This is a genomic window from Paraburkholderia sediminicola, assembly GCF_046030555.1.
GTDB lineage: Bacteria > Pseudomonadota > Gammaproteobacteria > Burkholderiales > Burkholderiaceae > Paraburkholderia > Paraburkholderia sediminicola_E.
This window is the reverse complement of the sequence record NZ_JAQQCH010000021.1, coordinates 85,991-111,324: the sequence shown is the minus strand read 5'-3', so window position 1 is coordinate 111,324 and position 25,334 is coordinate 85,991. Positions and strand designations below refer to the sequence as shown.

Here is a 25,334-nt window from a genome sequence, read left to right as displayed (position 1 = left end):
TCGTCAGGCGTGTCCGGTGGGAGGTTGGAGTCGAACCGGCTCGCGCGTGTCGTCGCGCAGCACGGCCAGCAGGACCGCGCCAAGCAGGGTGGCGGCGGCGAACAACACCATCGCAAAGTTCATCGACCCCGTGGTCTGCTTGATCCAGCCAACGATATAGGGCGAAAAGAATCCCGGCAGATTGCCGAGCGAGGTGATCATCGCGATCGCCGCCGCGGCCGCCGAGCCGCGAAACAAAGTGGTGGGCAGATTCCAGAACACCGGCAACGACGCCATCAAACCGAACATCGCCAGCGTCAGCACGAGCATCGACAATACGACGTTGTGCAGCACGAGCGGACTCACCGCCCACGCGCACGCGGCCAACACAGCGAGTACGATCAGCACAGGGCGCGTGTTGTGATGGCGATCTACGTAACTGGCGATCCGCATCATCGCGAGTACGGCGATAGACCACGGTATGGCAGTCAACAGACCGATTTGCAACGGGTTATCAACGCCCGCCGATTTGACGATGGTGGGCAGCCAGAATACAAAACCGAAGAACGACATGCCGTAGCAGCCGTAGATCGCACTGAGCAGCCAGACGCGCGGCGAACGGAACACGTCGGCGAGTCGCGCATCCGCCGCACCGGTTTGCTCAGCGGCAAGCGCTTCGCTGAGGGCGAGCTTCTCCTCGGCGCTCAGCCATTTCGCTCGCTGTGGCGTGGCGTCGAGATAGAACAGCGAAGCAACGCCGAGTGCGACTGCGGGCACGCCCTCGATCAGAAACAGCCACTGCCAGCCATGCAGCCCGAGCCATCCCGGCAGACTGTGCAGAATCAATCCCGACGCGGGACCGACAAGGAGCCCCGCCACCGCGATCGCCGTCATGAAGATCGCAGTCATACGCGTGCGATACCGCGTGGTGAACCACTGCGTCAGATAGAAAATGATGCCCGGAAAGAAGCCTGCTTCCGCCACTCCGAGCAGGAAGCGCATGATGTAGAACTGCGTGGGCGTGGTAACGAACAGTGTGGCGGCCGACAGCAGTCCCCACGAAATCATGATGCGCCCGATCCATCGATGTGCGCCGAAACGTTTGAGCATCATGTTGCTCGGCACCTCGAACAGCACATAGCCCGCGAAGAAGATGCCCGCACCCAGCCCGTACACCGTTTCCGAAAAGCCGAGGTTCTGAAGCATTTCGAGCTTGGCAAAGCTCACGTTCATCCGGTCGATCTGCGCGATCAGATAGCAGGCGAACAGAAATGGCATCAGGCGCCACGCGATCCTCGCGAACAGCGCCCGCTCGACTCCGTGCTCAAGCGTCGGCGCGGACGCGAGAGCGGTGCTACGTGCAGTCATCGTGACTCCAGACGAAAGAATGGACGTGTTCAGGCCGCAGCGCACGCATGACGCGTCACCGCACATCTCAACCGCTGTCTGCTTCGTTACGCGGTGCGGGTTTTCAGAGCGGCGCGCGCATCGGCCACACCGCGTCTGACCAACTCGATATCGTTCGCTACCACGGCCAGCGCGTAGCCGGCCTCAAGCCGCATGGCGGCATCCGCGGCGCTGGACGTGAAAATGCCGCAAGGCAGGCCGCTTTCGAGCGCAGCCCGCCGGACCAGTTCACAATCGCGTTCAATCTCGGCCGGCAGCGTCGCGCCGCGCGACATGGCGAGGTCTCCCGTGCCGATGAATATGTAGTCCACGCCCCTCGCCCGCGAGATCGCACTTGCCTGTTCGACGCCCGCGACAGTTTCGATCATCACGCCGACCGCCACTTCACGATTGGCTTCGAGCAGTGTCTCGACGCCACGCAGCAGTGGACGCACACCGCCCGCGGAGCGGGTGCCTTCCGGCGGATAGCGGCTCGCCGACGCGGCATCCGCCGCGGCGCGCCCGCTTTCAATCAAGGGAATCAGGACCGAATGCGCGCCGGAATCGAGCGCCTGTGCGATCGAAGTCGGCGAGTCGTCGGCGCAGCGCACGATGACGCGCGTGCTACTGCGCACGATCCCCACCGCCGCTTCAAGCGATGCACGGTCCCACAAGCCGTGCTGCATGTCGATCACGATTGCACCTGGCCGCGAATGCGCAGCGATTTCCGCTATTGCTGGACTGCCTAGCGCAAGCCAGATGAGGTCGATCGGTTGTTTGTCATGCAGCATCGAAAGAATCGGGGTGTCGCGCACACTGTCTCCTGCTTTGGTTCTGAAGTTCGGCGCCAGCGGCGCCTTTAGCTTTGGGGCGCTGCCTGCGGTCATTCGTCCGCTTTGTCACCGTTGAGCAATGCGAAATACTGTTGCTCGGCATTCAGCATGAATTCGAGCATCGCCACCTTGATCAGCTTCGGGTCGCGTTCGACAAACGCTTCGAGCAACGCCCGCATGCCGTCGATCACGATCTTCTGCGTTGAACGGTTGTTGAGCGTGCCGAGGCGGACCTGCTGCGCGTGATCGACGAAGCGCAGGATGGTCGAACGCAGGCGCGCGTTCTGCACTGCCTCGAGCCACGTGGCACGAAATTCGACGTTGGCCGAGATCATCTGGTCGACATCCTGCTTGTCGTACGCACGGCGTGCCTTCTGATACGCCTTCTTGAGATCGGCTTCCTGTTTGTCCGTGAGCATCGCCGCCGCGCTTGCCGCCGCGGCTGGTTCGAGCAGCCGGCGCACTTCGAAAATCTCGTGAATGTCGTCGCCCGTGATGGTCGGCACGACAAAGCCGCGCGTTGTTCCGACCAGATAGCCTTCGTTCGCGAGCCGCAACAACGCCTGGCGAACCGGCATGCGGGTGCAGTCGAATTCCGCGGCGATTTCGTAGTCGAGCACACGCTCTTCAGTACCGATCTCGCCACGTTGCAGACGCCCACGCACTTCCTGATAGATGCTTTCGCTAAGCGTGGTCGGCTTGAGTGCGGTTCGCCGCGGAAGTTTGACAACCTTGTCATCGGACTGGGCCACAATGATTCCTTTTTCTAATTTACGAATTCTGAATTCAGATTATGGTGAAGGGGCGCGTTAGTCAAGCAGTAGATGCGCTACCTTCAGCTTGCACGGCGGGGAGAGGATGAAATGATCCGTCGCGATAGACGAGTGCCGCCGCGGGTTCGCCAAGCGCAACCGAATTGACTGCGCCGATCACCACGCGATGCGTTCCATAGTCCGTGGTTTTCGCCACGCTGCACTGGAAATTCGCCAGCGCATCCGCGAGATGAGGCGCGCCGTCCGCACTTTCACACCATTCGCCATGATCGAAGCGCGCTTCGCGTGGCACACCGGCCATCCCGCCGAATACACGCGCCAGTTTTTCCTGCTCGTGACCAAGCAGATTCACCGAGAAGCCGGCACCTTCGGTGAGCCACTGCGCGAGCGGTGAACTCAGGTTCACGCATACCAGTAACGCGGGCGGTTCGATCGTCAGCGAACACAGCGCGGTAGCCGTGACGCCAAGCGGTATGCCGTCCGCATTGCGTGCGGCCACCACGCACACACCGGCAGCGAGGCGGCGCATTCCGGCTCGGAACGATTCAGCGAGCGGCAGGTTCGCGGCAAGAAGCGCTTCGGAGGTCGGGTTCATCTTTCGGATCCTCAATCGACGCGCAGGCTGGCTTCACGCATCAACGGCACAACCCGTTCGCAGAAGAACGGCAGTTCGTCGACATAGTTCACAAACGACAGCGCCGCACCGGCAAAGCCGGCCTGATGCATCTGCACCAGCGTATCGACAATCTGTTGCGGCGTGCCGACCAGCGGGAACGTACCCGTGCCCGCGGCGAAGCGCTGCCGGTATAGCAGGTACGCTGCGTCATCGTGGCTCTGGCTAAAGCCTTTCTTCTGGCGCATGTGGTAATCGAGCGCGGCTTCGTCCGCATGATCGCGCGAATAATGGTCGTAATAGGCGCGCGCTTCCGCCTCGGTTTCGCGGCACACGACGTGTCCTACCGTGTAGACCAGCACGTCGCGTTGTACCGCATGCGCGCGCTGACGGATGTCGTCGATGTGCTGACGCCCCGCGTCGAGTTCGGAGAACGTCGTGAACAGGCAATCGCAATGCCGTGCGGCAAAATCGCGTCCCGGCGGCCCGAACGCCGCATTCATCGTCACCGGACGCGGCGTCTGCACCGCCACCGGCCGTGAAATGGCTTCCTTCAATTGATAGAAGCGGCCATCGAAATCGAACGGCTCCGCCGACGTATAGAGCCGCTGCAGGATCTCCGTCCATTCGGCGGCCTGTGCGTAGCCTTCGGGATTCAGTTGCATGCCGAACATCGCGAATTCGTCGGGGTTCCAGCCGCATACGATGTTCAGCCCGGCGCGCCCGTGACTGATGTGATCGACAGTCGCCAGTGCCTTGGCCGCATACAGCGGATGCACGAGCGGCACGTGCACGGTCATGAACAGCGCGATCCGTTGTGTCACCGCGGCAAGCGCGGCCGCAAACGTAAACGTTTCGAACGACCACTGGCGCACGTCGGTCGCGCCGCCGAAACCCCGCCAGCGTGCGATTGGCAGGAAGAAGTCGAGACCGCCCTGGTCAGCGATCTGCGCCGCGCGCTGCACGTCGTCCCAACCGGCGCGCCAGCGTTCGGGAACGGTCGTGAAACTTAAGCCGCCGTCGGCATTAGCCGAGAAGACCCCGACCTTGAAGGGGTTAGGTCCGCGCATCGGATTGGTAATCAGGCTCACGTTGTCTCCCTGCTTCTGGCCGGCTGTAGCGCCAACTGCCACGACCGGCTTGTCATCGGATAGTGGGTACTGTCGCCACCCAGCGACGGTGTATGTAGCGAATGCTCCCGCAACGCCTGTCGCACCGGCGAATGCAACGCGTGGGTCAATGCCGCGCTGTCGTCGAATACGACCTTGTTGCGCTGCGCTGCTCGTGCGCGTGGATAAGGCAAAGCGCTCGGCCAGTGGATCGGCGTGTACACCTCCAGCTCGAGCAGACCGGGAAACGATTGCAACAGCGGCACGTGATGCGTCAGATAATCCGCGAGCCACGCGTCATAGCCAGCAGAGGAAGCGGTTCCTCGTTCGTATGCGACCAGATAGGTGCACCGGTGTGTCTCATGCTCTACCTCACGGGCAGGCGGCGTATAACAACGCACGAGCATTGCCTGCTGTGACACGTCGCACGCCGCGGCTTCCTGCAGGTCGCGGAACACATCGTGTTGCAACAGCCGCTCGAATGCCCCGTTGCTTGCAAGCGCGAGATCGAGCGCCACGGTGTCGTCGAAATAGCATTGCAATACGAGTGTGGGACCACCGACGTCGTCACCACGCGGATCGTTGGCCGCGCCGCGTATATGCAATATATAGCGCGTCAACTGCGGCACGTCGCGCGACCAGGCGCGCAGGCACCGCGCTGCGGCCTCGACGTCGAACGCCGGATGCCGCGCACCGCTCGCATGCCACAACAGGAAATAGCTGATCTGCATGACGGCATTCGCCTCAGGTCGATGCGGCGGCAAGCCCGCTAAGCCGCTTACGGAACAGGAAGTACACAAGCGACACCAGCAGCAGCCATGGCACGCCGACGATCCACGAAATGTTCCAGAAACTCGTATCGAGTCCCATCGTGATCAGAATGGCGGCCAGCAAACCAATACCGAGAATCTGCGCATACGGAAAGAACGGCATGCGCACCGGCAGCTTGCGTCCACGCCACGCGCGCCGGAACTGCAAGTGCGTCACGAGGATGACGATCCACACCATGATCCCGCCGAACAACGCAATGCCGAACAGATAGTTGTACGCCAGCGGGCTCAGGAACGAGATGAGCGCGGCCACCAGTACGCCGAGCCCGGAAACCAGCGTGGCGGCGAGCGGCGTGCCTCTTGCCGTCAGCTTGCCCAGCCAGCGGGGTGCGAAACCGCCTCGGGCCAGCGAGAACATCATCCGCGACGACAGATACAGGTTCGTGTTCATGCTGGACAGCGCCGCGGTGACGACGACAAAGTTCATCAGTCCAGCGGCATGACGCACACCCGCGTGTTCGAACAGCCTGACGAACGGGCTTTGCTGCACGATCTTCGCGCCCGCTTCTGTCCACGGCAGATAGGTAATCATGATGCCGAGCGCGAGGAGATAAAACAGCGTGAGACGCAGCACCATCGAACGCAATGCGTGCGGGATTGCCTTTTGCGGATCGCGCGCCTCGCCCGAGGTCACCGCGACCACTTCAACGCCGTAGAACGAGAAGATAGCCATCAGCACGCCCATCCAGACGCCGCTGAAACCATGCGGCATGAAACCGCCCGGCAGTCCGGTCAGGTTATGCATCCCCACCGGCTCAGCATGCGCGCCGGCACCGAACATCCCCAGTCCGCCAAAACCGAAGATCGCCGCAAGGCCGAACACGATGAACGCGACAATCGCGACGACCTTGATCAGCGCGAACCAGTACTCGAACGAGCCGAAGTTGTTCACCGAGCGGCAGTTCACGTACACCAGCACCGCGCCGAAGGCGAGCGACCACCACCACACCGGTATGCCGGGGAACCAGAAACCCATGTAGATACCGACTGCGATCGCCTCGCCGCCCACCGCGACGACTTCGATGACCCAGTACGTGTAACGCACGACGAACCCGGCCCACGGGTTCAGATACATCTCGGCATAGGTGCCGAACGATCCCGCCGACGGATGGGCAACAGCCATTTCGGCGAGACTGAACACCATGATGACCGCTACCAGCGCGGCAATGGCATAGCTGATCAGCACCGCGGGGCCGGCATAGCCGATGGCAATACCGCTGCCCATGAAGAGCCCGGTGCCGATCGCGCCGCCAATGCCGATCATCGTGATCTGCCGCTCGCTCAGCGCTTTTTCGAGGCCGGCTTCCCGGTTTGTTGCGGGTGTGACTTCCATCTGAAGACTCCCATTAGCAGTGCAAAACGCGAGCAAAGCGCGTCGACAGGAACGTGCGAATCAGTCAGGTAACAGCGTGGCGAGCCGGCTCGCGATCGAATCGTGCGTCAGCACACCCGGCGAAAAGCGCATCACGCGGCCTCGCGTATCGACCACGACACCGCTCTCGACAAGACGGGTTTCCAGTGCCTGCGGGTCGATATGCGCGGGCAGCGTCGCCATCACGCTGCCGCCGCGTGCCGCGTCGGCGCGTGGCGAATGCAGCGCGTAACCCTTGGCGTCGAGCACGTCGATCACGGCGCGGCACAGCCGCAGGTTGCGCTCGCGCAGTCCATCGGCCGCGCCGGACAACCGCCACGCAAGGCCCGGCGCCGACGCCACGAACGGCAGGAACGACGGTGTGCCGGTATCGAACCGGCGGGCTTCCGCCGCCAGCGAAAAGCGCGTGATATCCCAATTGAACGGATCCGGCTGACTGAACCAGCCGGTCATTTGCGGTGCGAGACCGCTGTCGAGCAACGCGGGACACACATAACCGAGGCCCGTGCCGGGCGCCCCGCACAACCATTTCAGCGTGGTTGTCGCAACGAAATCGACCGCCGGACTGGTCACGTCGAAATCGAGAATGCCCGCGCCTTGCGTGATATCGACCGCGATCAGGCTGCCGTGCTTGCGGCCGTGCGCCACGAGCCGCTCGAGATCCGCGCGCTTTGACGCGGTCGACGTGACCCACGTGATGATGGCGAGCGCGACATCGTCGCGCCATGCATCAATGAACGCGTCGTCCGTGACCCACGACGCGCCGCTTGCAAGCGGCACGGTTTCGAGCGTGAACCCAAACGTGCCGGCAAGGCCCGACAGGAGGAAATGCAGGCTCGGAAAGCAATCGGCGGCGATCAGCACCTTGCGGCCCGTCAGTTGCCGGCCGAGCGCCGCGACAAACTTCCCGAATGCCTCGGTGACGTTTTCAGCAGCGAATACGTTTTGCGTATCCGCGTTGACAAGACGTGCCCAGTCGTCGAGCACGCGTTGCCGTGCGGCGAGCCCTTCGTCCCAACGCTTGAGACCGGGTGCGCACCAGCTCGAGGCGAACTGCGCCAGTGCTTCGCGCACCGCCGCTTCCTGACCGGGAAACAGGCCGACCGAGTGGTACATGAGCCAGCCGTCGTGACTACCCGGCGATTGATTGGCGTTCAATTGCATGATGACGTGTGTGTGATATGTCGCAGTGGAGGTCCGAGCGCGGCAGCAGCGTTCAGAACTTGTGGCGCATGCCGAGGCGCAGCAACACCTGATTGCCGTTCGACGATGCAGGGATGCTGATGATCGCGGCGGTTGCGGATTCGCCGGTCGCGTGCATGATGATCGACTGCACGTACACGTCGGTGCGCTTCGACAGCAAATAGTCGAAGGTCAGATTCAACTGGTGGTACTTGTTCGCACCCAGGGTGGTGAGCCCATAGCCGATGCCGTAGATCTGCGCGACGTTATGCGTGTAGTTGAAACCGCCCTGGTAATTGCGGAACATCGCGGAGGGCAGCCCGTTCGCCGACTCGTACTGCGCCTGCGAATACACGCCATAGACTGTCACCTGCGAGAACTGATAGTCCGCGCCCGCCCCCCAGGTCCTCAGCTTGCTGCCGCCGACGGTGACCGGCGTCGCCGAACCCACCAGCGGCGAAATATCGAGCGTGGTTCCGCTGATCTCCGTATAGGCCGCGCCCGCGCTAAAGTTGCCGCGTGCGTAGACACCCGTGAAGCTGTAGGTGCGTCCATTGCCATTGATATTGCCGGCAAGGTTGGAGAAGCCGTACATCGCCCCTAACTTGAAGCCGGCGAGATCGGGCGACATGTACTTGACCGAGTTGTCGACGCGCTGCCCGCTCATCCGGTCGTTGTCGAGCGGATTGTTCGCGTAGCCACCCGCCGACCATGTCGGTGTGTAGTAGGTCTCCAGCGTGTCGCACATGAAGTCGTACTGATGCCCGGCGGTCAGCACACCCCAGCGGTCGCCGGACAAGCCAACCCACGCCTGGCGGCCGAATAGCGCACCCCCCTGCCCCAGTTTGCCGTTCTGTAACTGATAACCGTTTTCGAGGTCGAAGATGGCCTTCATGCCGCCTCCCAGATCTTCAGCACCCTTGAAGCCAAGACGATTCCCCTGCATGACGCCGGTGTCGAGAAATGGCACGGAGTGGCCGCCCTCGTTGCTGGCCCATGTAATACCGGCATCGAGAATGCCGTACAGCGTGACAGTGCTTTGCGCGTGTGCGGCCATCGACATGCCGGCACAGCAGCCGGCGAAGAGCGTGGAGGCAGCAATATTTTTAGGCGTCGGTTTCATCGATCGCGATCAGGTTAGGGGTGAGACGAATGCGTCAGGCGAATTGAAGGAGACGCGCAACACCAACGCGCGTCGGCGGGTGAACCGGCTGCTTTTTCAAAACGAAACGTCTTACTGCGTCCTGCTGTGATCCGTGACCTGAACCGCACCGCCCGCGTCCGGGTGCAAACGTGCCGCGTGCTCGTCGGCGAGGCGCATCGGCGTAGGCAGCAGCAGCACGATGAGGCTGCCGGCCACCGCACACGCCGCCACGCCGAGCATCGACACTGCCGTGTTGCCGGTGAGGTCCTGCGCAACACCCATCAGATAGGGGCCAAACAGACCACCGAGTGCCGCGAGCGCATTCATCAGCGCGAAACCCGCGGCCGCGGCACGGTCTCTCATGAAGTTCGAGGCGAGCGCCCACACCAGCGGTGTCGCACCAATGAAGGCCGCGGTGGCGAGCACGATGCCCGCGATCGAGAAAAACGGCCGGCCGGCGAATATCACGCTAAAAACGAGTCCCACTGCGCCGGCGATGCAGGCGCCGGCGATATGCCAGCGCCGTTCGCCGAAACGATCGGAACTGCGTCCAAGCAACAGCATCGCCACGCCGGAGGCGAGATAGGGAATCGCGGAAATCAGGCCGATGGTCCGGTAGTGCACAAAGCCAGCGGCCTTGATGATCGTCGGCGTCCAGAACACCACCGCATAGATGCCCAGATTCAATGCGATGAGCACGGCACCGAGCAGCCAGACCTTGCTTTCGCCGAACGCATCCCGAATGCGTGCCCGCTGATGCGTACCGCTGCGATCCGCTTCGACGATCGCAAGCAGGCGCTCCCGTTCGGTTTCGTTCAGCCATTTCGCCTTGCGTGGCGAATCCGCGAGTCCGATAAACACCGCGGCGCCGACGATCAGCGCGGGAATCCCTTGCAGCAGGAACAGCCATTGCCAGTTGCGCAGCGAGCCGACATCGGTGAACACATCCATCATCCAGCCCGACAGCGGACCGACGACCACACCGCCGGCCGCCGCTGCCGTGATCAACAGCGAGATCACGCGGCCGTGCCGGCGTTTCGGATACCACTGGGTCAGGTAATAGACCACCCCGGGCAGAAACCCCGCCTCGGCCGCGCCGAGCAGAAATCGCATCGTGTAGAACGCCGCCGGTGTCTTCACGAACAGCGTCAACATCGAAATCACGCCCCACGTGACCATGATTCGTGCAATCCATGCGCGGGCGCCGACGCGATACAGGATCAGATTGCTCGGCACCTCGAACAGCAGGAAGCCGACGAAGAACACGCCCGATCCGAAGCCGTAGACCGCCGCGCTGAAATGCAGATCGTCAAGCATCTGCAGCTTCGCGAAACCTATGTTGACGCGGTCGATGTACGCGACGATGTAACTGATGAAGAGAATCGGCATCAACCGCCACGTCACCTTGCGAAACAGATCGGCGTCACGCGAGGTTTCAATCGTGTCGGGCATCGGCGGTGAAGAATGGGCGGTTGGCATGAATGCGGGTCGTGTGGCTCGAAATGGAACGACGAAGGGAACGACTAAAGGAGTGACGGCGTTAAGGCGAAAACCCAGGTGTAGCGACAGCTGTCAGGCCACACTCACCCGCTCGATCAGGCGGCCGATGAAGCGCTCGCACTGGTAAAGCTGATCGAGTGACACGTATTCGTCGGCCTTGTGTGCCTGATCGATCGACCCCGGTCCGCACACGATTCCCGGCACCCCCGCGTTCTGGAAGAACGATGCCTCGGTGCCATAGGCCACCTTGCCGCCGCGACCGTTCGCGTCGCCGACGAGTGCCATGGCAAGACGGTGAATCTCGTCCGCATCGCTCGCGTCGAGCGCGGGGATATTGCCGACACATTCGAACGAAACGTCGGCGAGGCCGTTGCGGGCGCGCATTTTGGGCAACACGGCAGCGTCGACATACTGTTTGAGCGCGTCGATGAAACGGTCCGGCGAGACGCCTGGTAGGAAGCGGTACTCAAAGTAAAACTCGCAGTCGGCCGGAATGATGTTGCGGCCGTTACCGCCTTCGATCGTGTTGGTCGAGATCGTCGAGAACGGCACGTCGAAGCCCTCGACGCGCTCGCCATGCACCTCTTCTTCTTCCGCGAGATCCTGGATGCGCGCAATGATCCGCGACGCGTATTCGATCGCGTTCAATCCCTTCGGTGTCAGCGACGAATGCGCCGCACAACCGCGCACATGGCAACGGTAAATGCGACCGCCCTTATGGGCAGCAATCACGCGCATGTCCGTCGGTTCGCCGACAATGCAGCCCGACGGCGTCAGCCCCGCGTCTTTCATCGCCGCGATCAGGCCCGGCACGCCGAGGCAGCCCACTTCTTCGTCGTAGCTCAGCGCGATGTGCAGCGGCTCGCGCAGCGTGGCTGCGCCAAAGCGTTGGGCCTGCGCCAGCACGACACCGATAAACGCCTTCATGTCGCACGCGCCGCGGCCATACACGCGGCCATCGCGAATCTGTGCCGTGAACGGGTCACTGGTCCACGCCTGACCGTCCACCGGCACGACATCCGTGTGACCAGACAGCACCACACCGCCTGCGCCATGGCCGAAGGTGGCGAACAGGTTCGCTTTCGAGCGCCCGGCGTTGTAGTCATAGCGCAGCGTCGCGCCGGCCGATTCGAGGCGGTCGGCGGCCCATTCGATCAGCGCGAGATTGGAATTGCGGCTCGTGGTGTCGAAACCGATCAGCTGGCTCAGGCAATCGAGCGTCGCTTGCGATGGTCGGGCGTTGGCAGTGTCTGTCATCTGAAATCCCCGCTACGGTCAAACTGCATGCGTGTTGCACCCTCGCGGGCGCATGGCGCCTGCGATCGATGTGAGTCAGAAGGAACAGCGGCGAGAACCGCTAACCGGTCTGTATGACGGGTTGGGCCACGCGTGCGATGAACGGTGCGAGACGGTCCATGGCTTCGCTCAGGCTGGCATCGCTGCGCGCATAGCAAAGCCGGATGTGCTGCGCCGATTCAGCGCCAAAAGCCATGCCGGGTGCGAGACCGACGCCGGCCTCCAGCACCGCACGCTTGCAGAATTCGAGCGTGTCCGTTACGCCAGCGATCTCGAACATCAGATAGAACGACGCGAGATTTGGCACCACCCGCACGCCGGGCATCCGGGCGAAACGGTCGAGCACGATCTGGCGTCCGCGCCTGCACCGCTCGACGAACAACTTCACGAACGGCTCGCCCTCGGTCAGCGCGAGTGCGGCGGCTTCCTGCGAGAAGGCCTGACCGCCGCTCGTATTGAACTGGATCAGTTTTTCGAAGTCCGCCGTCATGCTTTCGGGGAAGATCATCCAACCCATGCGCCAGCCCGTCATCGCCCAGGCTTTTGAAAAGCTGTTGACGATAAAGACGGGGTCGTCGGGTTGCGCGATTTCGATCATCGAAGGCGCGTAGGCACGGTCGTAGACGATGCGCTGATAGACCTCGTCGGCGATCAGCGCAATGCCGCGCTGACGCGCAAAGTCGAGCAGGCGCTGCTGCTCGTCGCGCTCCATCATCCAGCCGGTCGGATTGCCGGGTGAAGCGAAATAGATGGCGCGGGTATGGCCGTCGCAGGCCGCAAACACCTGCTCCAGATCGAGCGACCAACCGCTTTCGTCGTGGCCGAGCGGCACTTCGCGCACCTCGCCGCCGAGGATCGAAATCGCGCGCAAGATGTTCGGCCACGAGGGCGTGATGCAAACGACGTTATCGCCCGCGCCGACAATCGCCTGCGCGACCAGCATCACTGCATTCATGCCTGACGATGTCGCGGAAATCCGGGCGTCGTCGATCTCGACGCCGCACAGACGCGCGTAATAGTCGCGAATGGCCTGGCGCAGCGGGGGAATGCCGCGGTTTTGCGAATAGAACGTCTTGCCTTGCGCAAGCGCCGCGCTGGCGGCCTCGCAAATGAACGCCGGGGTCGGCAAGTCGCTCTCCCCGGCCCACAAGCCGATCACGTCCGGGCGGCCGATCCCGAGCCGCCACACGTCGATGATGGGTGAATCCTCAAGCGCTGAGATCGTCGGCTTCACGATGCGCGCGGCCTGCAATGCGTCTGGCACGGCTAGTCCTTTCCAGTTTGACCGGGTGATTGTTCATGCGATCACCGGCCGGGGCTTCGAACTAAATTCAACATTCTGAATTCAGATTATTTCTACATAATTTAGGTGTCAAGCTTTTCCCGGCTAGGGGTCTGCACGGATAGGCGGCCGTCAGCGGGCCGGAAGGCCGCTGGGGCATAGATGGGGCATGACTTGCGGGGGAGATGGCGGCGCGCGCCGATGCAGGCGCGGCTGTGGTAAAGGTCGCGCCATAGGGCGCCAAAATCAGGGAAGACGAATGAGGGAGCGGTTTGCGCGCATGAATCGCGGCGTACACGGTCCGGCTGCGCGCCGCATCTGCGAATCCCCAAGCTCTTCATCAGCCTTTCCCTGCAGCCGCTGATGCCCACCCTCTCTGCATCGCCTGCGCCGCAGCGAACATATCGCACCGGTAAGCCGGCGTCAGGCTGAGCCGCTCCGCGCGAATGATCGAGTCGACGTACTGTTGAATGCCGAAACGCGCCGGCATGAAAATCAGGCGGGCATCGGCAAGCCGATGGCGCCGGCACGGTACATGATCGCGTGCGTCGTCATTTCGCTCGGGGCCGTGATGATGCTAGAAGAAACCGGCGGACGCGATCTGGCGTGAGCGTGTCGAGGGCGGTCTGCTGGAAACGCTGATGAAAGATCACCTTAGAAGCCCGCGTCGATCACAATCTTCGTTCCGTCGCTGAACCGGTTGAGGCGGAACGCATACGGGTCGACAAGCGGCGTGTCGTTCGTCACCAGATCCGCCATCAGCTTTCCGGCCGCCGGGCCGATGCCGAATCCATGCCCCGAAAAGCCGGTGCCGATAAAGAGGCCCGGGACCGTATCGACACCGGAGATCACTGGAATCGCGTCCGGCGTCACATCCATGTAGCCCGCCCAGCGCTGCGCGATTCGCGCGTGCGCCAGATGCGGGAAAACCTTGATGAACTCGCGCAAGCCGGCATCGGTGTATCGGGTGATCGGTTCGGGATCGAGCGTGCGGACTGCTTCGAACGTTGTGGGACGGTCGAGCGCCCAATGACGTGGACGGCGCAATTCATCGAAGAAGCGCGCGCCGATGCCGATGCGCAACGAGCCCAGCTGGCTCTTTAGCGCTTCGACATATTTGAAGAACAGGCGAAATGAATCGGGCGTGAGATCGCTATAGGTGCGGAAGCCAAAAGCGATCGTATAGCCGCCGTCAGCGCGCTTGCGAAACGCGAATTTCTCGTCGCTCGCGCTACAGGTCGGGCCGCCGTCAAGCGGCTCGGTGCGAAGCACCGAGGCTTTTACCAGCAGTTGCGGCACATCCACATCCAGGTTGCCGCAGAACAACCGCGACCACGCGCCGCCCGCGACGACGACGCTGTTGCAACGAATCGTGCCGTGCTCGGTGACGACCGCACTGACGCGCCCTGCGCTTGTTTCGATGCCACGGGCGGCGCATGGCGCCAGAATCTTGACACCAAGTTTGCGCAACGCATTCGCGATCGCAGGTGCGGCTTTTTGCGGTTCGGCGCGGCCGTCGCCGGGTGTGTAGAGTCCACCTTTGAACACTTTCGTCGCGCCGGGCAAGAGCTCGGCAACGGCACTTCCGTCGATCACGCGCGTGTCAAACGCGTCGCCCGCTACGTGGCGCGCCTTGTCGAGCCATACGTGATGACTGTCCATCACGGCGTCTTCGTCGGTCATGTAGAGGATGCCGCATTGATTGAAGCCCGTGTCGATGCCGAGCGTCGCATCCATTTTCCGCCACAGCTTCAGGCTTTCGATGCTCAGTGCGAACTCGCGCATGTCGCGATGCGTGACGCGCACCCAACCCCAATTGCGACTCGACTGCTCGCCCGCAATATGGCCTTTCTCACATAGCGCGACCTGCAATCCCTTCTCGCTCAGATAAAGGGCTGTGCTCACGCCAATAATGCCGCCGCCGATGACGACGACATCGACTTGCGCGGGCAAGGTGATGTCGTCAGCGACCGTTTCTACTTTGGGTCCCATTGTGGCTGGTGTCCTGACTGTGAAGACTAGTTATGTTGGTCGGCGATACCGGCCCTTGCCGGGACAGTCGAACGGGCCGAAGCCCGCGCCTTGCGCTGCTGATTAGCGCGGCGAGTTCGCGGCGTGCCGTTTCGCGCGACGCCGTGGGATCGAACCAGGAGGAATTCTGTTTCATGCGCATAGAAATCCGTTGACGGAGTCGAGCATACCCAACTGTTGCCCGGCAGCCACGGACAGCACGCTGGATTTGCAGCATTGTTCAATATATTTGCAGGATTGTGTAAGCGCAACGGCAGACGTTCAGTCACACTGCCGCGTACACCCGGCGCCAAGTTCGGGCTTTCCCCACGGAGAGGTTCCATGTCTACATCGTTTGTCCTCAACGGCAAGAACGTTACGCTCGATGCCGATCCCACTACCCCGCTCCTTTGGGCGATCCGCGAGAACGCCGGCCTGCACGGCACGAAGTTCGGTTGCGGCATGGCGCAATGCGGCGCCTGCACGGTTCATCTCGAAGGCGAAGCCACCCGTTCCTGCGTGCTGCCGCTCGCCGCCATTTCGGGCAAGCGCATCACGACCATCGAAGGCATCGAAAGCCGGCCCGCCAAAGCCGTTCAAGCCGCGTGGGTCAAGTTGCAGGTCCCGCAGTGCGGGTACTGTCAGTCCGGACAGATCATGTCCGCGACGGCCTTGCTTGAACACAATGCCAAGCCCACCGACGCCGACATCGACGCCGCGATGAACGGCAATCTGTGCCGCTGTGCGACCTACACCCGCATTCGCGCGGCCATCCACGAAGCCGCTGCCACCCTGACGGCCTGACCATGACAACCGATCTCGATCTCACAGATTCGGTACGCTCGTCGCGCCGGACCTTCCTGAAAGCAGCCGGCGCCGTCGCGGCGGTCGGCCTCACCGTCGGCTTCGAGTGGGCGGGCACGGGGCGCCGCGCGCTCGCTGCCACGCTGTCCGAGGCGACCTTCGCACCCAATGCATTCCTGCGCGTCGCGCCCGACAACAGCGTTACCGTCATTGCCAAGCATGTCGAGATGGGCCAGGGCGCTTACACCGGCATCGCGACAATCGTCGCCGAAGAGCTGGATGCGAACTGGCAGGACGTGCGTGTCGAAAGCGCACCGGCCGACGCGAAGCGCTACGCGAATCTCGCCTTCGGCACGATCCAGGGCACGGGTGGCAGTTCGGCGATGGCCAACTCGTGGATGCAGTTGCGCGAAGCCGGCGCGAAAGCACGCGCGATGCTGGTCTCCGCTGCCGCTGCGCAGTGGCAGGTGCCCACGTCCGATCTGACGACGCGTGACGGCATCGTTCATCACGCGGCCACGAACCGGACCGCAACCTACGGCTCGCTCGCGTCGGCCGCAGCCCGCTTGCCGGTGCCGGACAAGGTCGCGCTCAAGTCGCCGAAGGATTTTCGTTTGATCGGCCAACCACAGTTGCCGCGCGTCGACGTGCCGCCGAAAACCAACGGCACCGCGCAGTTCACGCTCGACGTGACCTTTCCCGGCATGCTGGTCGCGCTACTGCAGCGTCCGCCGCTCTTTGGCGCGACGGTCGAATCGTTCGATGCGTCGGCCTCGAAAGCCGTGCCGGGCGTCGTCTCGGTCGTGCAAGTGCCGGGCGGCGTCGCGGTGGTCGCGAAGGGCTTCTGGGCGGCGAAACAGGGTCGCGACGCGCTGAAGGTCGAATGGGACGACTCGAAGGCCGAAAAACGCAGCTCGGACGCAATCATGGCTGAGTACCGGCAGCTCGCCGAACAGCCCGGTGCATCCGCCCGGAAAGACGGTGATGCGACGCAGGCGCTCGCGGGCGCGGCGAAGAAAATCTCCGCTACCTACGCGTTTCCGTATCTCGCCCACGCGCCGATGGAACCGCTCGACGCGGTTGTCAAACTCACCGCCGACAGTTGCGAAATCTGGGCAGGCGACCAGTTCCAGACCGTCGACCAGGCTAACGCCGCCCACACGGCGGGGCTCGATCCGCAGCAGGTGAAAATTCACACGCTGTACGCGGGTGGAAGCTTCGGCAGACGCGCGAACACCCAGTCGGACTATATCGTCGAGGCCGTGTCGATCGCGAAGGCGCTGGGCGCGAACGGCACGCCGGTCAAGCTGCAGTGGACCCGCGAGGATGATATCCACGGCGGCCTCTACCGCCCGATGTACTTCCACAAACTCGATGCCGGACTGACTGCCGACGGCAAGCTCGTCGGCTGGCGGCATCGGATCGTCGGGCAGTCGATTCTCGCCGGCACGCCGTTCGCGAGCGTCATGGTCAAGAACGGGATCGACTCGACGTCGGTCGAGGGCGCCGCTAATGTGGCCTACGCGATTCCGAACATCTCGGTCGAATTAACGACCACGCAGACCGGCGTGCCGGTGTTGTGGTGGCGAGTGGTCGGCAGTTCACACACAGCGTTCGCAGTCGAGGCGTTCATCGACGAGGCCGCGCACGCCGCAGGCAAGGACCCGTTCGTCTTCCGCCGCGACCTGCTCACTCATGAACCGCGCATGCGCGCCGTGCTCGAACTGGCCGCGGAGAAAGCGGGCTGGGATCCGGCTAAACCGCTGCCGAAAGGTCGCGGACGCGGGATCGCGGTCGCCGAGGCATTCAAGACGTTCGTGGCCCAGGTCGCGGAAGTCTCCGTCGACAAGGACGGCAACGTGAAAGTGGAACGCGTCGTCTGTGCGGTGGATTGCGGCACGCCGATCAATCCCGACGTCATCGCGGCCCAAATGGAAGGCGGCATCGGTTTCGGCCTTGGCGCTGCATTGCACAGCGCAATCACGCTAAAGGACGGCAAGGTCGAGCAGAGCAACTTCGACGGCTACCAGGTGTTGCGGTTCGCCGAGATGCCGAAAGTCGAGGTGCATATCGTGCAGTCCGGCGAAGCGCCGACCGGCGTCGGCGAGCCGGGCGTCGCGCCGGTTGGGCCGGCGGTTGCGAACGCGATTTTCGCGGCCACGGGCAAACGGGTTCATAGCTTGCCGTTTCCTGCCGCTGCGGAAAAGAGCGCCTGACGGTTGTTTCTCAAGGACCTTTCGGCATGCGCCGTACCCCGCCGGGTGCGGCGTTTTTTTTGGCGACATCGTCAGCTTGCGTAAATCTGTTCTCAGCCCCCTTGAGCGAAAATCATGCGCCGACAAGATGCGAAATTATCCAATGTGGATAGATTAAATAACCGTCTTGCAGTAACGGTTTCCAGCGCATAGCATTATCAAAAATCAATCCAAATATCTAATAACGATGACGCGGGAGCAGACCATGATAAGAGAAAGAGACATCCAGTCCGGGGTTGCCTGAAGCAGCCTGCTGCCGGTGAAATGACCGCCCCTGAAAGCCCAGACGTAAGCGCGGGCTGATAGCCCGACTGCGTACCGATACGACTCAAGTCATATCGGCGGATAAATTCGCCAATCAATTACGAGCCACCAACCCCTGAAACAGGTTGACAATCTGTTTACACAGGCATAGCTCGCCTATACGGCGAATGCGCAATCATTTTGCATAAAGAACGGAATACAATTAATCCGGGGAGTCCCCAATGGCATTCGATATACCTGTTACACGCCGCACTTTCCTGAAAGTCGTGGGAAGCGGCGCGGTAGTCGCAATTTCAATCAGCAATCTGCCTGCGGCGATCCTCAATTCGTCGATGCAGACCGAGCCGGACAATGGGCCCCCGTGGGCGCCTGAGCCAGGCAAGGCGCGCTGGCGAATAGACGGCATCCCCAAGGTAACGGGCCAGAAAATCTACGCGCGGGATTTCAAGGCAAGCGATTTCGTCGGCTGGCCGCGGCAGGAAAACTGGCTGTACGCGTTGCGCTGCAATCGTGTCGACCGGGTGTACGAAGGCTACGACCTGAGCATGCTGCCGCCCGGGTTGCAGCCCGTCGCCATTGTCGACAACGACGCCTTGCTCTCGCGCCAGATCGCGCTCGCGCCGGAGTCCGACCCGATCGCGAGTCAGGACATCTACTGGCTTGCCCGCAAGGGCTATCCCGCAGACTGTTTTGGCCAGCCCGCCGCGATGCTGATCTTTGCGAATTTCGACGTGTACCGTCGCGCGCGCAAACTGCTCGAGTTCAACGACGGCACGATCCGCTATGGTGCGATGGTGGACGTGGGCGACCGCCCCAAGCCCGTCGCTTTCACGCCCACAACGACCTACGTGCGCGACGACGACACGAACTTCAACTACGTCAAAGACTTCCAGACCGGCAGCAACGGCAAACCCACGCCCGAATATCTGGAGGCGCTCGGAAAAGCCAGCGTGAATATCGACGCCACCATCCAGCGCAACGCGGAACAAGGCACATGGTTCAAGGCAGGCGCATCGAACAGTCGGGACTTCCTGACGCCCGCTATCGATCCGATGTTCATGGAGCCTGAAGCCGGACTCGCGTGGTACGACGCCGCCTCGGGCGAACTGCGTCTTGTGCTGGGCACGCAATCCGCCAGCGAGGACGCAGGCAGCGCGGCGTCCCTGTTTTTGAACAGCAAGGTGACCATCAACGGCGTGCACATCGTCGCGTGCTATCCAGGCGGTGGCTTCGGAGGCCGCGATCGCTCGTACTTTCCGCTTTATCTTGCGCTCGCCGCGCCGTTCGCGAAAGGCGCGCTGCGCTGGCAGCAATCGCGCTACGAGCAGTTCCAGGTCGGCCTCAAGCGCTGCGAGACACAGTTCACCGAATCGCTGTGGTTCGACCGTCAGGGCAAGATCCAGGCGCTCAAATGCGATTTCACGATGAACGGTGGCGGCAAGAAAAACCTCTCGCCCTACGTCGCGCAACTGGCGGCGCTCAGCGCGATGAGTTGCTACGAGATCACACGTGCGAATGCCACGGCCGAGTCGCTCTACACGCCCGAAGTATTCGGCGGTTCACAGCGAGGCTTTGGCGGCCCGCAGGCTTTCATGGCGATCGAAACGCTGATGGATGAGGCGGCCGTAGAACTCGGCATGTCGCCCTTCGCGATCCGCAGAGCCAATCTGCTTGGCAATGCCCCTTCGCCTGGCAGAGGTCGTGCCATTACCGGCGCGCCGATCCTGTTCGACCTGCAATTGGGCAATGTGCTCGATCGTCTCGAAGCACACCCGTTGTGGCAGGAGCGGGATAACACGCGCGCGCAACGTGAGGCACAAGGTTTGAAGTACGGCATCGGGCTTGCGATGGCGAACGAAGCGTTCGGCACGTCGGGCGATGGCATGTACGGCATGGTGCAAATCCTGCCGGACAGCAGTCTTCGCGTGCTCACGACTTACACCGATATGGGCAACGGCGCGGCCACGACGCTCGGCCTCGCCCCATCCGAGTACCTGGGGCAGAACGCACAGACGATCGCAATGAGTGTCTTCGAGCCTTTTCAGGCATTGGGCCTGAACGGCACGTCAAATCCGCAGAAGCAAACCGACGTGCGCTACACGTCGGGATCGTCGAGCGCCTGCCTCGGCGCGTTTCATCAATACCACGCGGTGAAGGGCGCGGCGCAGGCATTGCTGTTGGAGAGCGTGCTGCCGGCAGCATGGACGCTCTGGCACGCGAACGTGAAACCGGCCGACGTCAAATGGGTGGATGGCGCGCTAACCGCACGCGGCATCAGCAAGCCGCTTCTCTGGAGCGATTTGGTCGAGCGCATGCGCAGCATGAATCTGCCCACCGTCGCGGCCGTGCATGCCAGTTATGCCGGTTCCTTCTGGACGGGCACCTATCCCTTCAAGTCCGGTTCGGCCGATATCGAATACGACTGCGTCGCGGTAGGCACGAATCCCGACAGTCTGACGCTATTGCAACGAGACCTGCATCTGCCCGTAATCGACGGCGCGAAATTCCAGCGCACGACCTACGCGCCGTCGGCTGCGCTCATCGCGCTGGCGGTCGATCCGGCGAACGGCCGCGTCAAGGTCGAGCATGTCGTGTCGTCGGTAAGCGTCGGGCGGCAGTTGTGTCCGGAGCTGGTAGAAGGACAGTCGCAGGGCGCGGTTGCTATGGGTATCGGCAACGTGCTGACCGAAACCTGTCCGCTCGGCAATGAGGGTCCGGGGGGCGGCCGGTGGAATCTGGACCGCTATCAGGTCTCGCGGTTGACCGACATTCCCATGCAGACCCTGATCGCCCTGCCGCCGCCCAACGGCGATCCCGGCAACGCCCGCGGCATAGCCGAGGCCGTGATGTGTCCCATCGCGCCGGCCCTGCTCAACGCGCTTGCAATGGCAACGGGCCATCGCTTCGGGGAAACGCCGGTGACACCGGAACAGATTCGAGGAGTTCTGCAATGAGCGGCGCTATTCGCATGGTCATCAACGGGCAGGCTGTCGAAGCACAACCTGCCGACGGCGACATGAACCTGATCGACTTTCTGCATGAGCGGCGCGATCTCACCGGCACCAAGCTGTGCTGTGGAATCGGCGTGTGCCGTGCGTGTACCGTCGGCACGCGAAATCTGCCGGACGCGCCGATGGAAAAAACGCTCGCCTGCTCGACGCCGGTGAGCGCCATGCAGGGCATGCACGTCTATACCGTTGAAGGACTCATGCAGGACGGGAAGCTTTCACCGCTTCAGCAGAGCTTCCTCGAATCATTCGCATTCCAGTGCGGTTACTGTGCGCCGGGTTTTCTGATGGCGGCCACCGCGATGCTCGATCACTTGCAGTCGAATCCCGTCGACGTCAGGCAACTCGACGAAACGATCGAGAGCTGGGTTGGCGGCAACATCTGCCGCTGCACGGGCTACGTCAAATACATCGAAGCGATCCGCAAGATCGCGGCGCCTTATACACGCAACGGAGCATGACAATGACAACCTGTTTGCGCGTACTGGTGCTGCTCCTGATGTTCGCGGCACGCTCCACCTTCGCCGCCGGCACAGCGGATCAGACGCTCCTTCAATATGGCCAGCAGTGCGTCGACGAAGCCGGAGAGATTCCCGCTTTCAACTGCAACGCAGGCACCACCGTGCCGATAACGGTGAACAACCGCGTGCCCGCGCGTTACTTCACGAACATGACCTGCGACCGCCCCGCGTTGCTGCCCTATGAATCGCCCACTTCCGGCCCGTGCACACCCTACTCGAAGATCATCAACCTGTCGCACGGCGCAACGGAAATCGCCGCGTTCTGCCGCCGCAAGATGATTCGCGCGGACAAAAGCCCGCTCTACGACGAAGTCGACATCGTGCTGCACAATACGGCTAACGGCAAAACGTGCTGGTTCCATGCAGAGCATCCGGGCAGTGCCGTAGGCTTCAACGCTTCGCGTGTGCCGCCGCCCAACGAAAAAACACCGCCGCCGGGTCATGTGTCCGCGGAAACATTCTGGTGGCCGCCCGCCGCGACCGCGACGAAAAAGTGCGTGTCGTGCCACGATGCGAGCCCCGTGATGTACAGCCCGTGGCTCGGCCAGGTATGGGACAAGGTGCCGACCGACCCGTGGGGCAGATACGTCAATATCGGCGACGCCTTCGCATCGTGGACCTCGCTTGCGATCAGCACGCCCGGCAACACCTGTATCGGCTGCCATCGCATCGGCAATCAACATAGCTGCGACATTTATGTCCCGCTCGCGGCAGGCATGCTGCCGCCGCCGAAGGGCAGCGACAAACTCGCCAGCAGCTATCCGCTGAACCATTGGATGCCGGTCGACAACAATAAGAGCAAGGCGGAGTGGGATGCAGCGAGCGTCGAATCGGTCAAAAATCTGCTGACCTGTTGCTCCGAGCAGGGGAAGAACGACCCGAAATGCCACTTCACGCCCAATGCGCAAGGCAGTGCGAAGGGCGGCTGATGGAAACCGAAGGCAATGAGCGCGAGAAAAGAAACGCCTACGCCTTAAAATCGGCAAGCATGACGCCCTCCTGAATACGCATGAGGGCGTCCGCCACATAGTCGACGATGGGCGTGGGTGGATTGTCCGGCTTCGCCCAGACAAAACCGGAGCATTTTTGTGGCTCCATGTTGGTCAGAACGCCTTCCCATGATCGGCACGACAGAAAAAAGCTGATGCGGTTCTGATCCGAATCGCGACGCATGACGAGTCTGAAGTTCAGCGCCCCAGGTGCAATCGTCACGCCGGCCTCTTCCTTCGACTCGCGAATCGCACACTCCTCTATCGATTCATGAGGCTCAAGATGGCCGGCAACTAGCGCGTACTGACCGTCCCTGAATCCGGTGTTAGCTCTCTGGAGGAAAAGGCATTCGCCCTTGTCATTGAGGAACAGCACATTCACGTCGACAACGCTTTGCATTCGGGTCATTTTTTAGGCACCTTGGTACGACAGTTTCACGCAACACCCCGTGACATTAGCTCATCCAGTACTTATCGGGCATCCTGCGGTCCTCTTCGGAAAGATACGTCGATGACGAACACCTTCCGGCTCGGGAGGTCGGAATGCATGACGACTCCACACTTGATTTCTCTTGCGCTTACAAGCCTGTTAATCATTTTAATAGGATGATCTCACTACTTTTAACGAGTAAGGAATGATCGGATAGTACGGCTCTGACTACCAAGGAGCTTTGTCATGCGTATCTTTCTCACGGGCGCAACCGGATTCATCGGTTCGGCCCTCGTCCCCGAGCTCATCAAGGCTGGTCATCAGGTGATCGGTATGACCCGTTCGGAAACCGGTGCCCAAGCGCTCTTTGCTGCAGGGGCCGAGGTGCACCACGGAAGCCTGGAAGATCCCGAGAGCTTGCGCAGTGGTGCCGCGAAAGCAGAAGGCGTAATCCACACGGCCTTCGATCACGACTTTTCAAGGTTTGTCGAGAATTGCGAAAAAGACAAACGTGCTATCGCGGCGCTCGGCGCTGCCCTCGCCGGCTCCGATCGTCCTCTCGTCATTACCTCCGGGACCGGAATAGGCAACCCTGCGCTCAGCCAGCCTGCAACCGAAGACGTCTTCAATATCAATCATCCCAATCCGCGCATCGCGTCCGAACTTGCGGGAAATGAGTTGTTGGAGAAAGGTGTCAACGTGTCGGTGGTGCGACTTCCGCAGGTTCACAACACAGTCAAGCAGGGGCTCATCACGCCACTCGTCGCGATCGCTCGTGAAAAAGGCGTCTCAGCCTATGTGGGCGAAGGCCGTAACCGCTGGCCGGCGGGCCATTTGCTCGACGTGGTGCGTCTTTATCGTCTCGCCGTGGAAGCGCGCGAACCGGGCGCACGCTATCACGCGGTCGGCGAAGAAGGCGTCAGCAGTCGCGAGATCGCTGAGGCCCTTGGCCGAGGGCTGAATCTGCCGGCTGTTTCCATCGCACCGGAAAAAGCGGCCGAGCATTTTGGATGGATGGGGATGTTTGTCGGCATGGATTTTCCGGCTTCCAGTGCCCAAACGCAGGCGCGACTGGGTTGGCATCCGGGCGGCCCGAAGCTCATCGCCGACCTCGACGAAATGCGCTACGTTTGATTATCTTCGTTGGTGAGGCAGGGTTGCGGAGCCCTGCCTGCGTCGGGGGCCGGCACCTCATCCGATGTGATGGACTTCATCCATGCTCAATGCCGACCAGCCGCGCGTCCAGCCGTCGCGCCAGCGCTGCGCCGCCTTCGCGCATCACTGCGTCGTGATTCCATTGGAAAACCGGTCGCAACAACGGCGCCAATGCATTCATCCATGCGCGGGTCGTATGCACGCACCAGTCGTAGCGGACCACGGTAAGCTCGCCTCCGTCGGTCGAAAAGCTCCACCGGCCGACGCCTTCGACGTCACCACTGGCTTGCCCCTCCAGCGCGACCAACGGGTCGACACGCGTCACCCGCATATCGAACACGAGGCGATAGGGCAGCCAGCCTTTCCACGTATAACGTTGCACGACGCCCACGCCCTGCTCGGAACCCGCCTCTAGCTGGTCCACGCGCTCGACATTATTCCACCATTCGGGCCAGCGCGCCGAATCCTGGATTGCCGCCCAAACTTCCTGCATTGGCGCATCGATGCGCCAGGTGGTGGAAAAGCGGTATTCGACCGTCTGCAAGCTGCCTCCGTTCCGGGTGTTCTGCTGGAGATTTTGTCAGATGCTCACTGCACTC

At 62.0% G+C, this 25,334-nt stretch carries 22 protein-coding genes; 7 read left to right on the top strand and 15 right to left on the bottom strand.

Annotated features, from left to right (window positions below; translation table 11 throughout):
- Positions 1–3: 3 nt before the first annotated feature.
- The 12 genes from PQQ52_RS26310 to PQQ52_RS26255 all read right to left on the bottom strand — a co-directional run bounded on the left by PQQ52_RS26310 (position 4) and on the right by PQQ52_RS26255 (position 13,281).
- On the bottom strand, positions 4–1,347 hold the full coding sequence (locus PQQ52_RS26310) for an MFS transporter (RefSeq protein ID WP_408217832.1): 1,344 nt from the start codon (positions 1,345–1,347) through the stop codon (positions 4–6).
- 86 nt (positions 1,348–1,433) lie between these two features.
- Complete coding sequence (locus PQQ52_RS26305) at positions 1,434–2,180, bottom strand: HpcH/HpaI aldolase family protein (RefSeq protein ID WP_408217829.1); 747 nt, start codon at positions 2,178–2,180, stop codon at positions 1,434–1,436.
- A gap of 68 nt (positions 2,181–2,248) precedes the next feature.
- Positions 2,249–2,950, bottom strand: a complete 702-nt coding sequence (locus PQQ52_RS26300; protein WP_408217826.1) for a GntR family transcriptional regulator — start codon at positions 2,948–2,950, stop codon at positions 2,249–2,251.
- A 61-nt stretch (positions 2,951–3,011) separates the two neighbouring features.
- On the bottom strand, positions 3,012–3,566 hold the full coding sequence (locus tag PQQ52_RS26295) for a flavin reductase family protein (protein WP_408217824.1): 555 nt from the start codon (positions 3,564–3,566) through the stop codon (positions 3,012–3,014).
- A gap of 11 nt (positions 3,567–3,577) precedes the next feature.
- Complete coding sequence (locus tag PQQ52_RS26290) at positions 3,578–4,675, bottom strand: LLM class flavin-dependent oxidoreductase (protein ID WP_408217821.1); 1,098 nt, start codon at positions 4,673–4,675, stop codon at positions 3,578–3,580.
- Positions 4,672–5,424: an ethyl tert-butyl ether degradation protein EthD gene (locus PQQ52_RS26285; protein WP_408217818.1), complete on the bottom strand. Its 753-nt coding sequence runs from the start codon at positions 5,422–5,424 to the stop codon at positions 4,672–4,674. The genes PQQ52_RS26290 and PQQ52_RS26285 overlap by 4 nt, the downstream gene beginning before the upstream one ends.
- Positions 5,425–5,437: 13 nt before the next feature.
- Positions 5,438–6,856, bottom strand: coding sequence for an amino acid permease (locus PQQ52_RS26280; RefSeq protein WP_408217815.1), 1,419 nt, complete (start codon positions 6,854–6,856; stop codon positions 5,438–5,440).
- Positions 6,857–6,916: 60 nt separating this feature from the next.
- On the bottom strand, positions 6,917–8,059 hold the full coding sequence (locus tag PQQ52_RS26275; protein WP_408217812.1) for an aminotransferase class V-fold PLP-dependent enzyme: 1,143 nt from the start codon (positions 8,057–8,059) through the stop codon (positions 6,917–6,919).
- Positions 8,060–8,111: 52 nt separating this feature from the next.
- Positions 8,112–9,200, bottom strand: coding sequence for a porin (locus PQQ52_RS26270; RefSeq protein ID WP_408217809.1), 1,089 nt, complete (start codon positions 9,198–9,200; stop codon positions 8,112–8,114).
- A 111-nt stretch (positions 9,201–9,311) separates the two neighbouring features.
- Positions 9,312–10,700, bottom strand: a complete 1,389-nt coding sequence (locus tag PQQ52_RS26265) for an MFS transporter (protein WP_408217806.1) — start codon at positions 10,698–10,700, stop codon at positions 9,312–9,314.
- Between the two features lie 93 nt (positions 10,701–10,793).
- Complete coding sequence (argE, locus tag PQQ52_RS26260; protein WP_408217803.1) at positions 10,794–11,978, bottom strand: acetylornithine deacetylase; 1,185 nt, start codon at positions 11,976–11,978, stop codon at positions 10,794–10,796.
- A gap of 100 nt (positions 11,979–12,078) precedes the next feature.
- Entirely contained in the window at positions 12,079–13,281 is a 1,203-nt protein-coding gene (locus PQQ52_RS26255; RefSeq protein ID WP_408217800.1) for a pyridoxal phosphate-dependent aminotransferase, read from the bottom strand.
- A 484-nt stretch (positions 13,282–13,765) separates the two neighbouring features.
- Between PQQ52_RS26255 and PQQ52_RS26250 the strand changes: the two genes are divergently transcribed.
- Positions 13,766–13,909 carry a hypothetical protein gene (locus PQQ52_RS26250; protein ID WP_408217797.1) on the top strand — a complete coding sequence of 48 codons (144 nt, stop codon included), beginning with the start codon at positions 13,766–13,768 and terminating at the stop codon, positions 13,907–13,909.
- Between the two features lie 44 nt (positions 13,910–13,953).
- On the opposite strand, the gene PQQ52_RS26245 is transcribed toward PQQ52_RS26250, so the two are convergent.
- Positions 13,954–15,291 carry an NAD(P)/FAD-dependent oxidoreductase gene (locus tag PQQ52_RS26245; RefSeq protein ID WP_408217795.1) on the bottom strand — a complete coding sequence of 446 codons (1,338 nt, stop codon included), beginning with the start codon at positions 15,289–15,291 and terminating at the stop codon, positions 13,954–13,956.
- A 360-nt stretch (positions 15,292–15,651) separates the two neighbouring features.
- Between PQQ52_RS26245 and PQQ52_RS26240 the strand changes: the two genes are divergently transcribed.
- The 5 genes from PQQ52_RS26240 (at position 15,652) to PQQ52_RS26220 (ending at position 23,090) form a co-directional block, all read left to right on the top strand.
- On the top strand, positions 15,652–16,113 hold the full coding sequence (locus tag PQQ52_RS26240) for a (2Fe-2S)-binding protein (protein WP_408217792.1): 462 nt from the start codon (positions 15,652–15,654) through the stop codon (positions 16,111–16,113).
- A gap of 2 nt (positions 16,114–16,115) precedes the next feature.
- Positions 16,116–18,329, top strand: a complete 2,214-nt coding sequence (locus PQQ52_RS26235; protein ID WP_408217789.1) for a xanthine dehydrogenase family protein molybdopterin-binding subunit — start codon at positions 16,116–16,118, stop codon at positions 18,327–18,329.
- Positions 18,330–18,853: 524 nt separating this feature from the next.
- Positions 18,854–21,586, top strand: a complete 2,733-nt coding sequence (locus PQQ52_RS26230; RefSeq protein WP_408217786.1) for a xanthine dehydrogenase family protein molybdopterin-binding subunit — start codon at positions 18,854–18,856, stop codon at positions 21,584–21,586.
- A complete protein-coding gene (locus tag PQQ52_RS26225; protein ID WP_408217783.1) occupies positions 21,583–22,101 on the top strand; it encodes a (2Fe-2S)-binding protein in 519 nt (172 codons plus the stop codon). Before PQQ52_RS26230 ends, PQQ52_RS26225 begins: the two co-directional genes overlap by 4 nt.
- 2 nt (positions 22,102–22,103) lie before the next feature.
- Positions 22,104–23,090 carry a hypothetical protein gene (locus PQQ52_RS26220; RefSeq protein WP_408217781.1) on the top strand — a complete coding sequence of 329 codons (987 nt, stop codon included), beginning with the start codon at positions 22,104–22,106 and terminating at the stop codon, positions 23,088–23,090.
- A gap of 37 nt (positions 23,091–23,127) precedes the next feature.
- Here PQQ52_RS26220 and PQQ52_RS26215 read toward each other — a convergent pair whose 3' ends face one another.
- Positions 23,128–23,559, bottom strand: coding sequence for an NUDIX hydrolase (locus PQQ52_RS26215; RefSeq protein ID WP_408217778.1), 432 nt, complete (start codon positions 23,557–23,559; stop codon positions 23,128–23,130).
- 267 nt (positions 23,560–23,826) lie between these two features.
- Here PQQ52_RS26215 and PQQ52_RS26210 point away from each other — a divergent pair, with 267 nt between their 5' ends.
- Positions 23,827–24,714, top strand: coding sequence for an SDR family oxidoreductase (locus tag PQQ52_RS26210; protein ID WP_408217775.1), 888 nt, complete (start codon positions 23,827–23,829; stop codon positions 24,712–24,714).
- Between the two features lie 76 nt (positions 24,715–24,790).
- Here PQQ52_RS26210 and PQQ52_RS26205 read toward each other — a convergent pair whose 3' ends face one another.
- The gene (locus PQQ52_RS26205; protein WP_408217772.1) at positions 24,791–25,279 is read right to left on the bottom strand and encodes an SRPBCC family protein; all 489 of its coding nucleotides are present in this window, start codon (positions 25,277–25,279) and stop codon (positions 24,791–24,793) included.
- Positions 25,280–25,334: the final 55 nt, after the last annotated feature.

Coding starts and splice junctions, on each gene's coding strand:
- PQQ52_RS26310 (WP_408217832.1), bottom strand. CDS start 1,347: ATGACTGCACGTAGCACCGCTCTCGCGTCCGCGCCGACGCTTGAGCAC.
- PQQ52_RS26295 (WP_408217824.1), bottom strand. CDS start 3,566: ATGAACCCGACCTCCGAAGCGCTTCTTGCCGCGAACCTGCCGCTCGCT.
- PQQ52_RS26285 (WP_408217818.1), bottom strand. CDS start 5,424: ATGCAGATCAGCTATTTCCTGTTGTGGCATGCGAGCGGTGCGCGGCAT.
- PQQ52_RS26280 (WP_408217815.1), bottom strand. CDS start 6,856: ATGGAAGTCACACCCGCAACAAACCGGGAAGCCGGCCTCGAAAAAGCG.
- PQQ52_RS26275 (WP_408217812.1), bottom strand. CDS start 8,059: ATGCAATTGAACGCCAATCAATCGCCGGGTAGTCACGACGGCTGGCTC.
- PQQ52_RS26270 (WP_408217809.1), bottom strand. CDS start 9,200: ATGAAACCGACGCCTAAAAATATTGCTGCCTCCACGCTCTTCGCCGGC.
- PQQ52_RS26265 (WP_408217806.1), bottom strand. CDS start 10,700: ATGCCAACCGCCCATTCTTCACCGCCGATGCCCGACACGATTGAAACC.
- argE (WP_408217803.1), bottom strand. CDS start 11,978: ATGACAGACACTGCCAACGCCCGACCATCGCAAGCGACGCTCGATTGC.
- PQQ52_RS26245 (WP_408217795.1), bottom strand. CDS start 15,291: ATGGGACCCAAAGTAGAAACGGTCGCTGACGACATCACCTTGCCCGCG.
- PQQ52_RS26240 (WP_408217792.1), top strand. CDS start 15,652: ATGTCTACATCGTTTGTCCTCAACGGCAAGAACGTTACGCTCGATGCC.
- PQQ52_RS26235 (WP_408217789.1), top strand. CDS start 16,116: ATGACAACCGATCTCGATCTCACAGATTCGGTACGCTCGTCGCGCCGG.
- PQQ52_RS26230 (WP_408217786.1), top strand. CDS start 18,854: ATGGCATTCGATATACCTGTTACACGCCGCACTTTCCTGAAAGTCGTG.
- PQQ52_RS26225 (WP_408217783.1), top strand. CDS start 21,583: ATGAGCGGCGCTATTCGCATGGTCATCAACGGGCAGGCTGTCGAAGCA.
- PQQ52_RS26220 (WP_408217781.1), top strand. CDS start 22,104: ATGACAACCTGTTTGCGCGTACTGGTGCTGCTCCTGATGTTCGCGGCA.
- PQQ52_RS26215 (WP_408217778.1), bottom strand. CDS start 23,559: ATGACCCGAATGCAAAGCGTTGTCGACGTGAATGTGCTGTTCCTCAAT.
- PQQ52_RS26210 (WP_408217775.1), top strand. CDS start 23,827: ATGCGTATCTTTCTCACGGGCGCAACCGGATTCATCGGTTCGGCCCTC.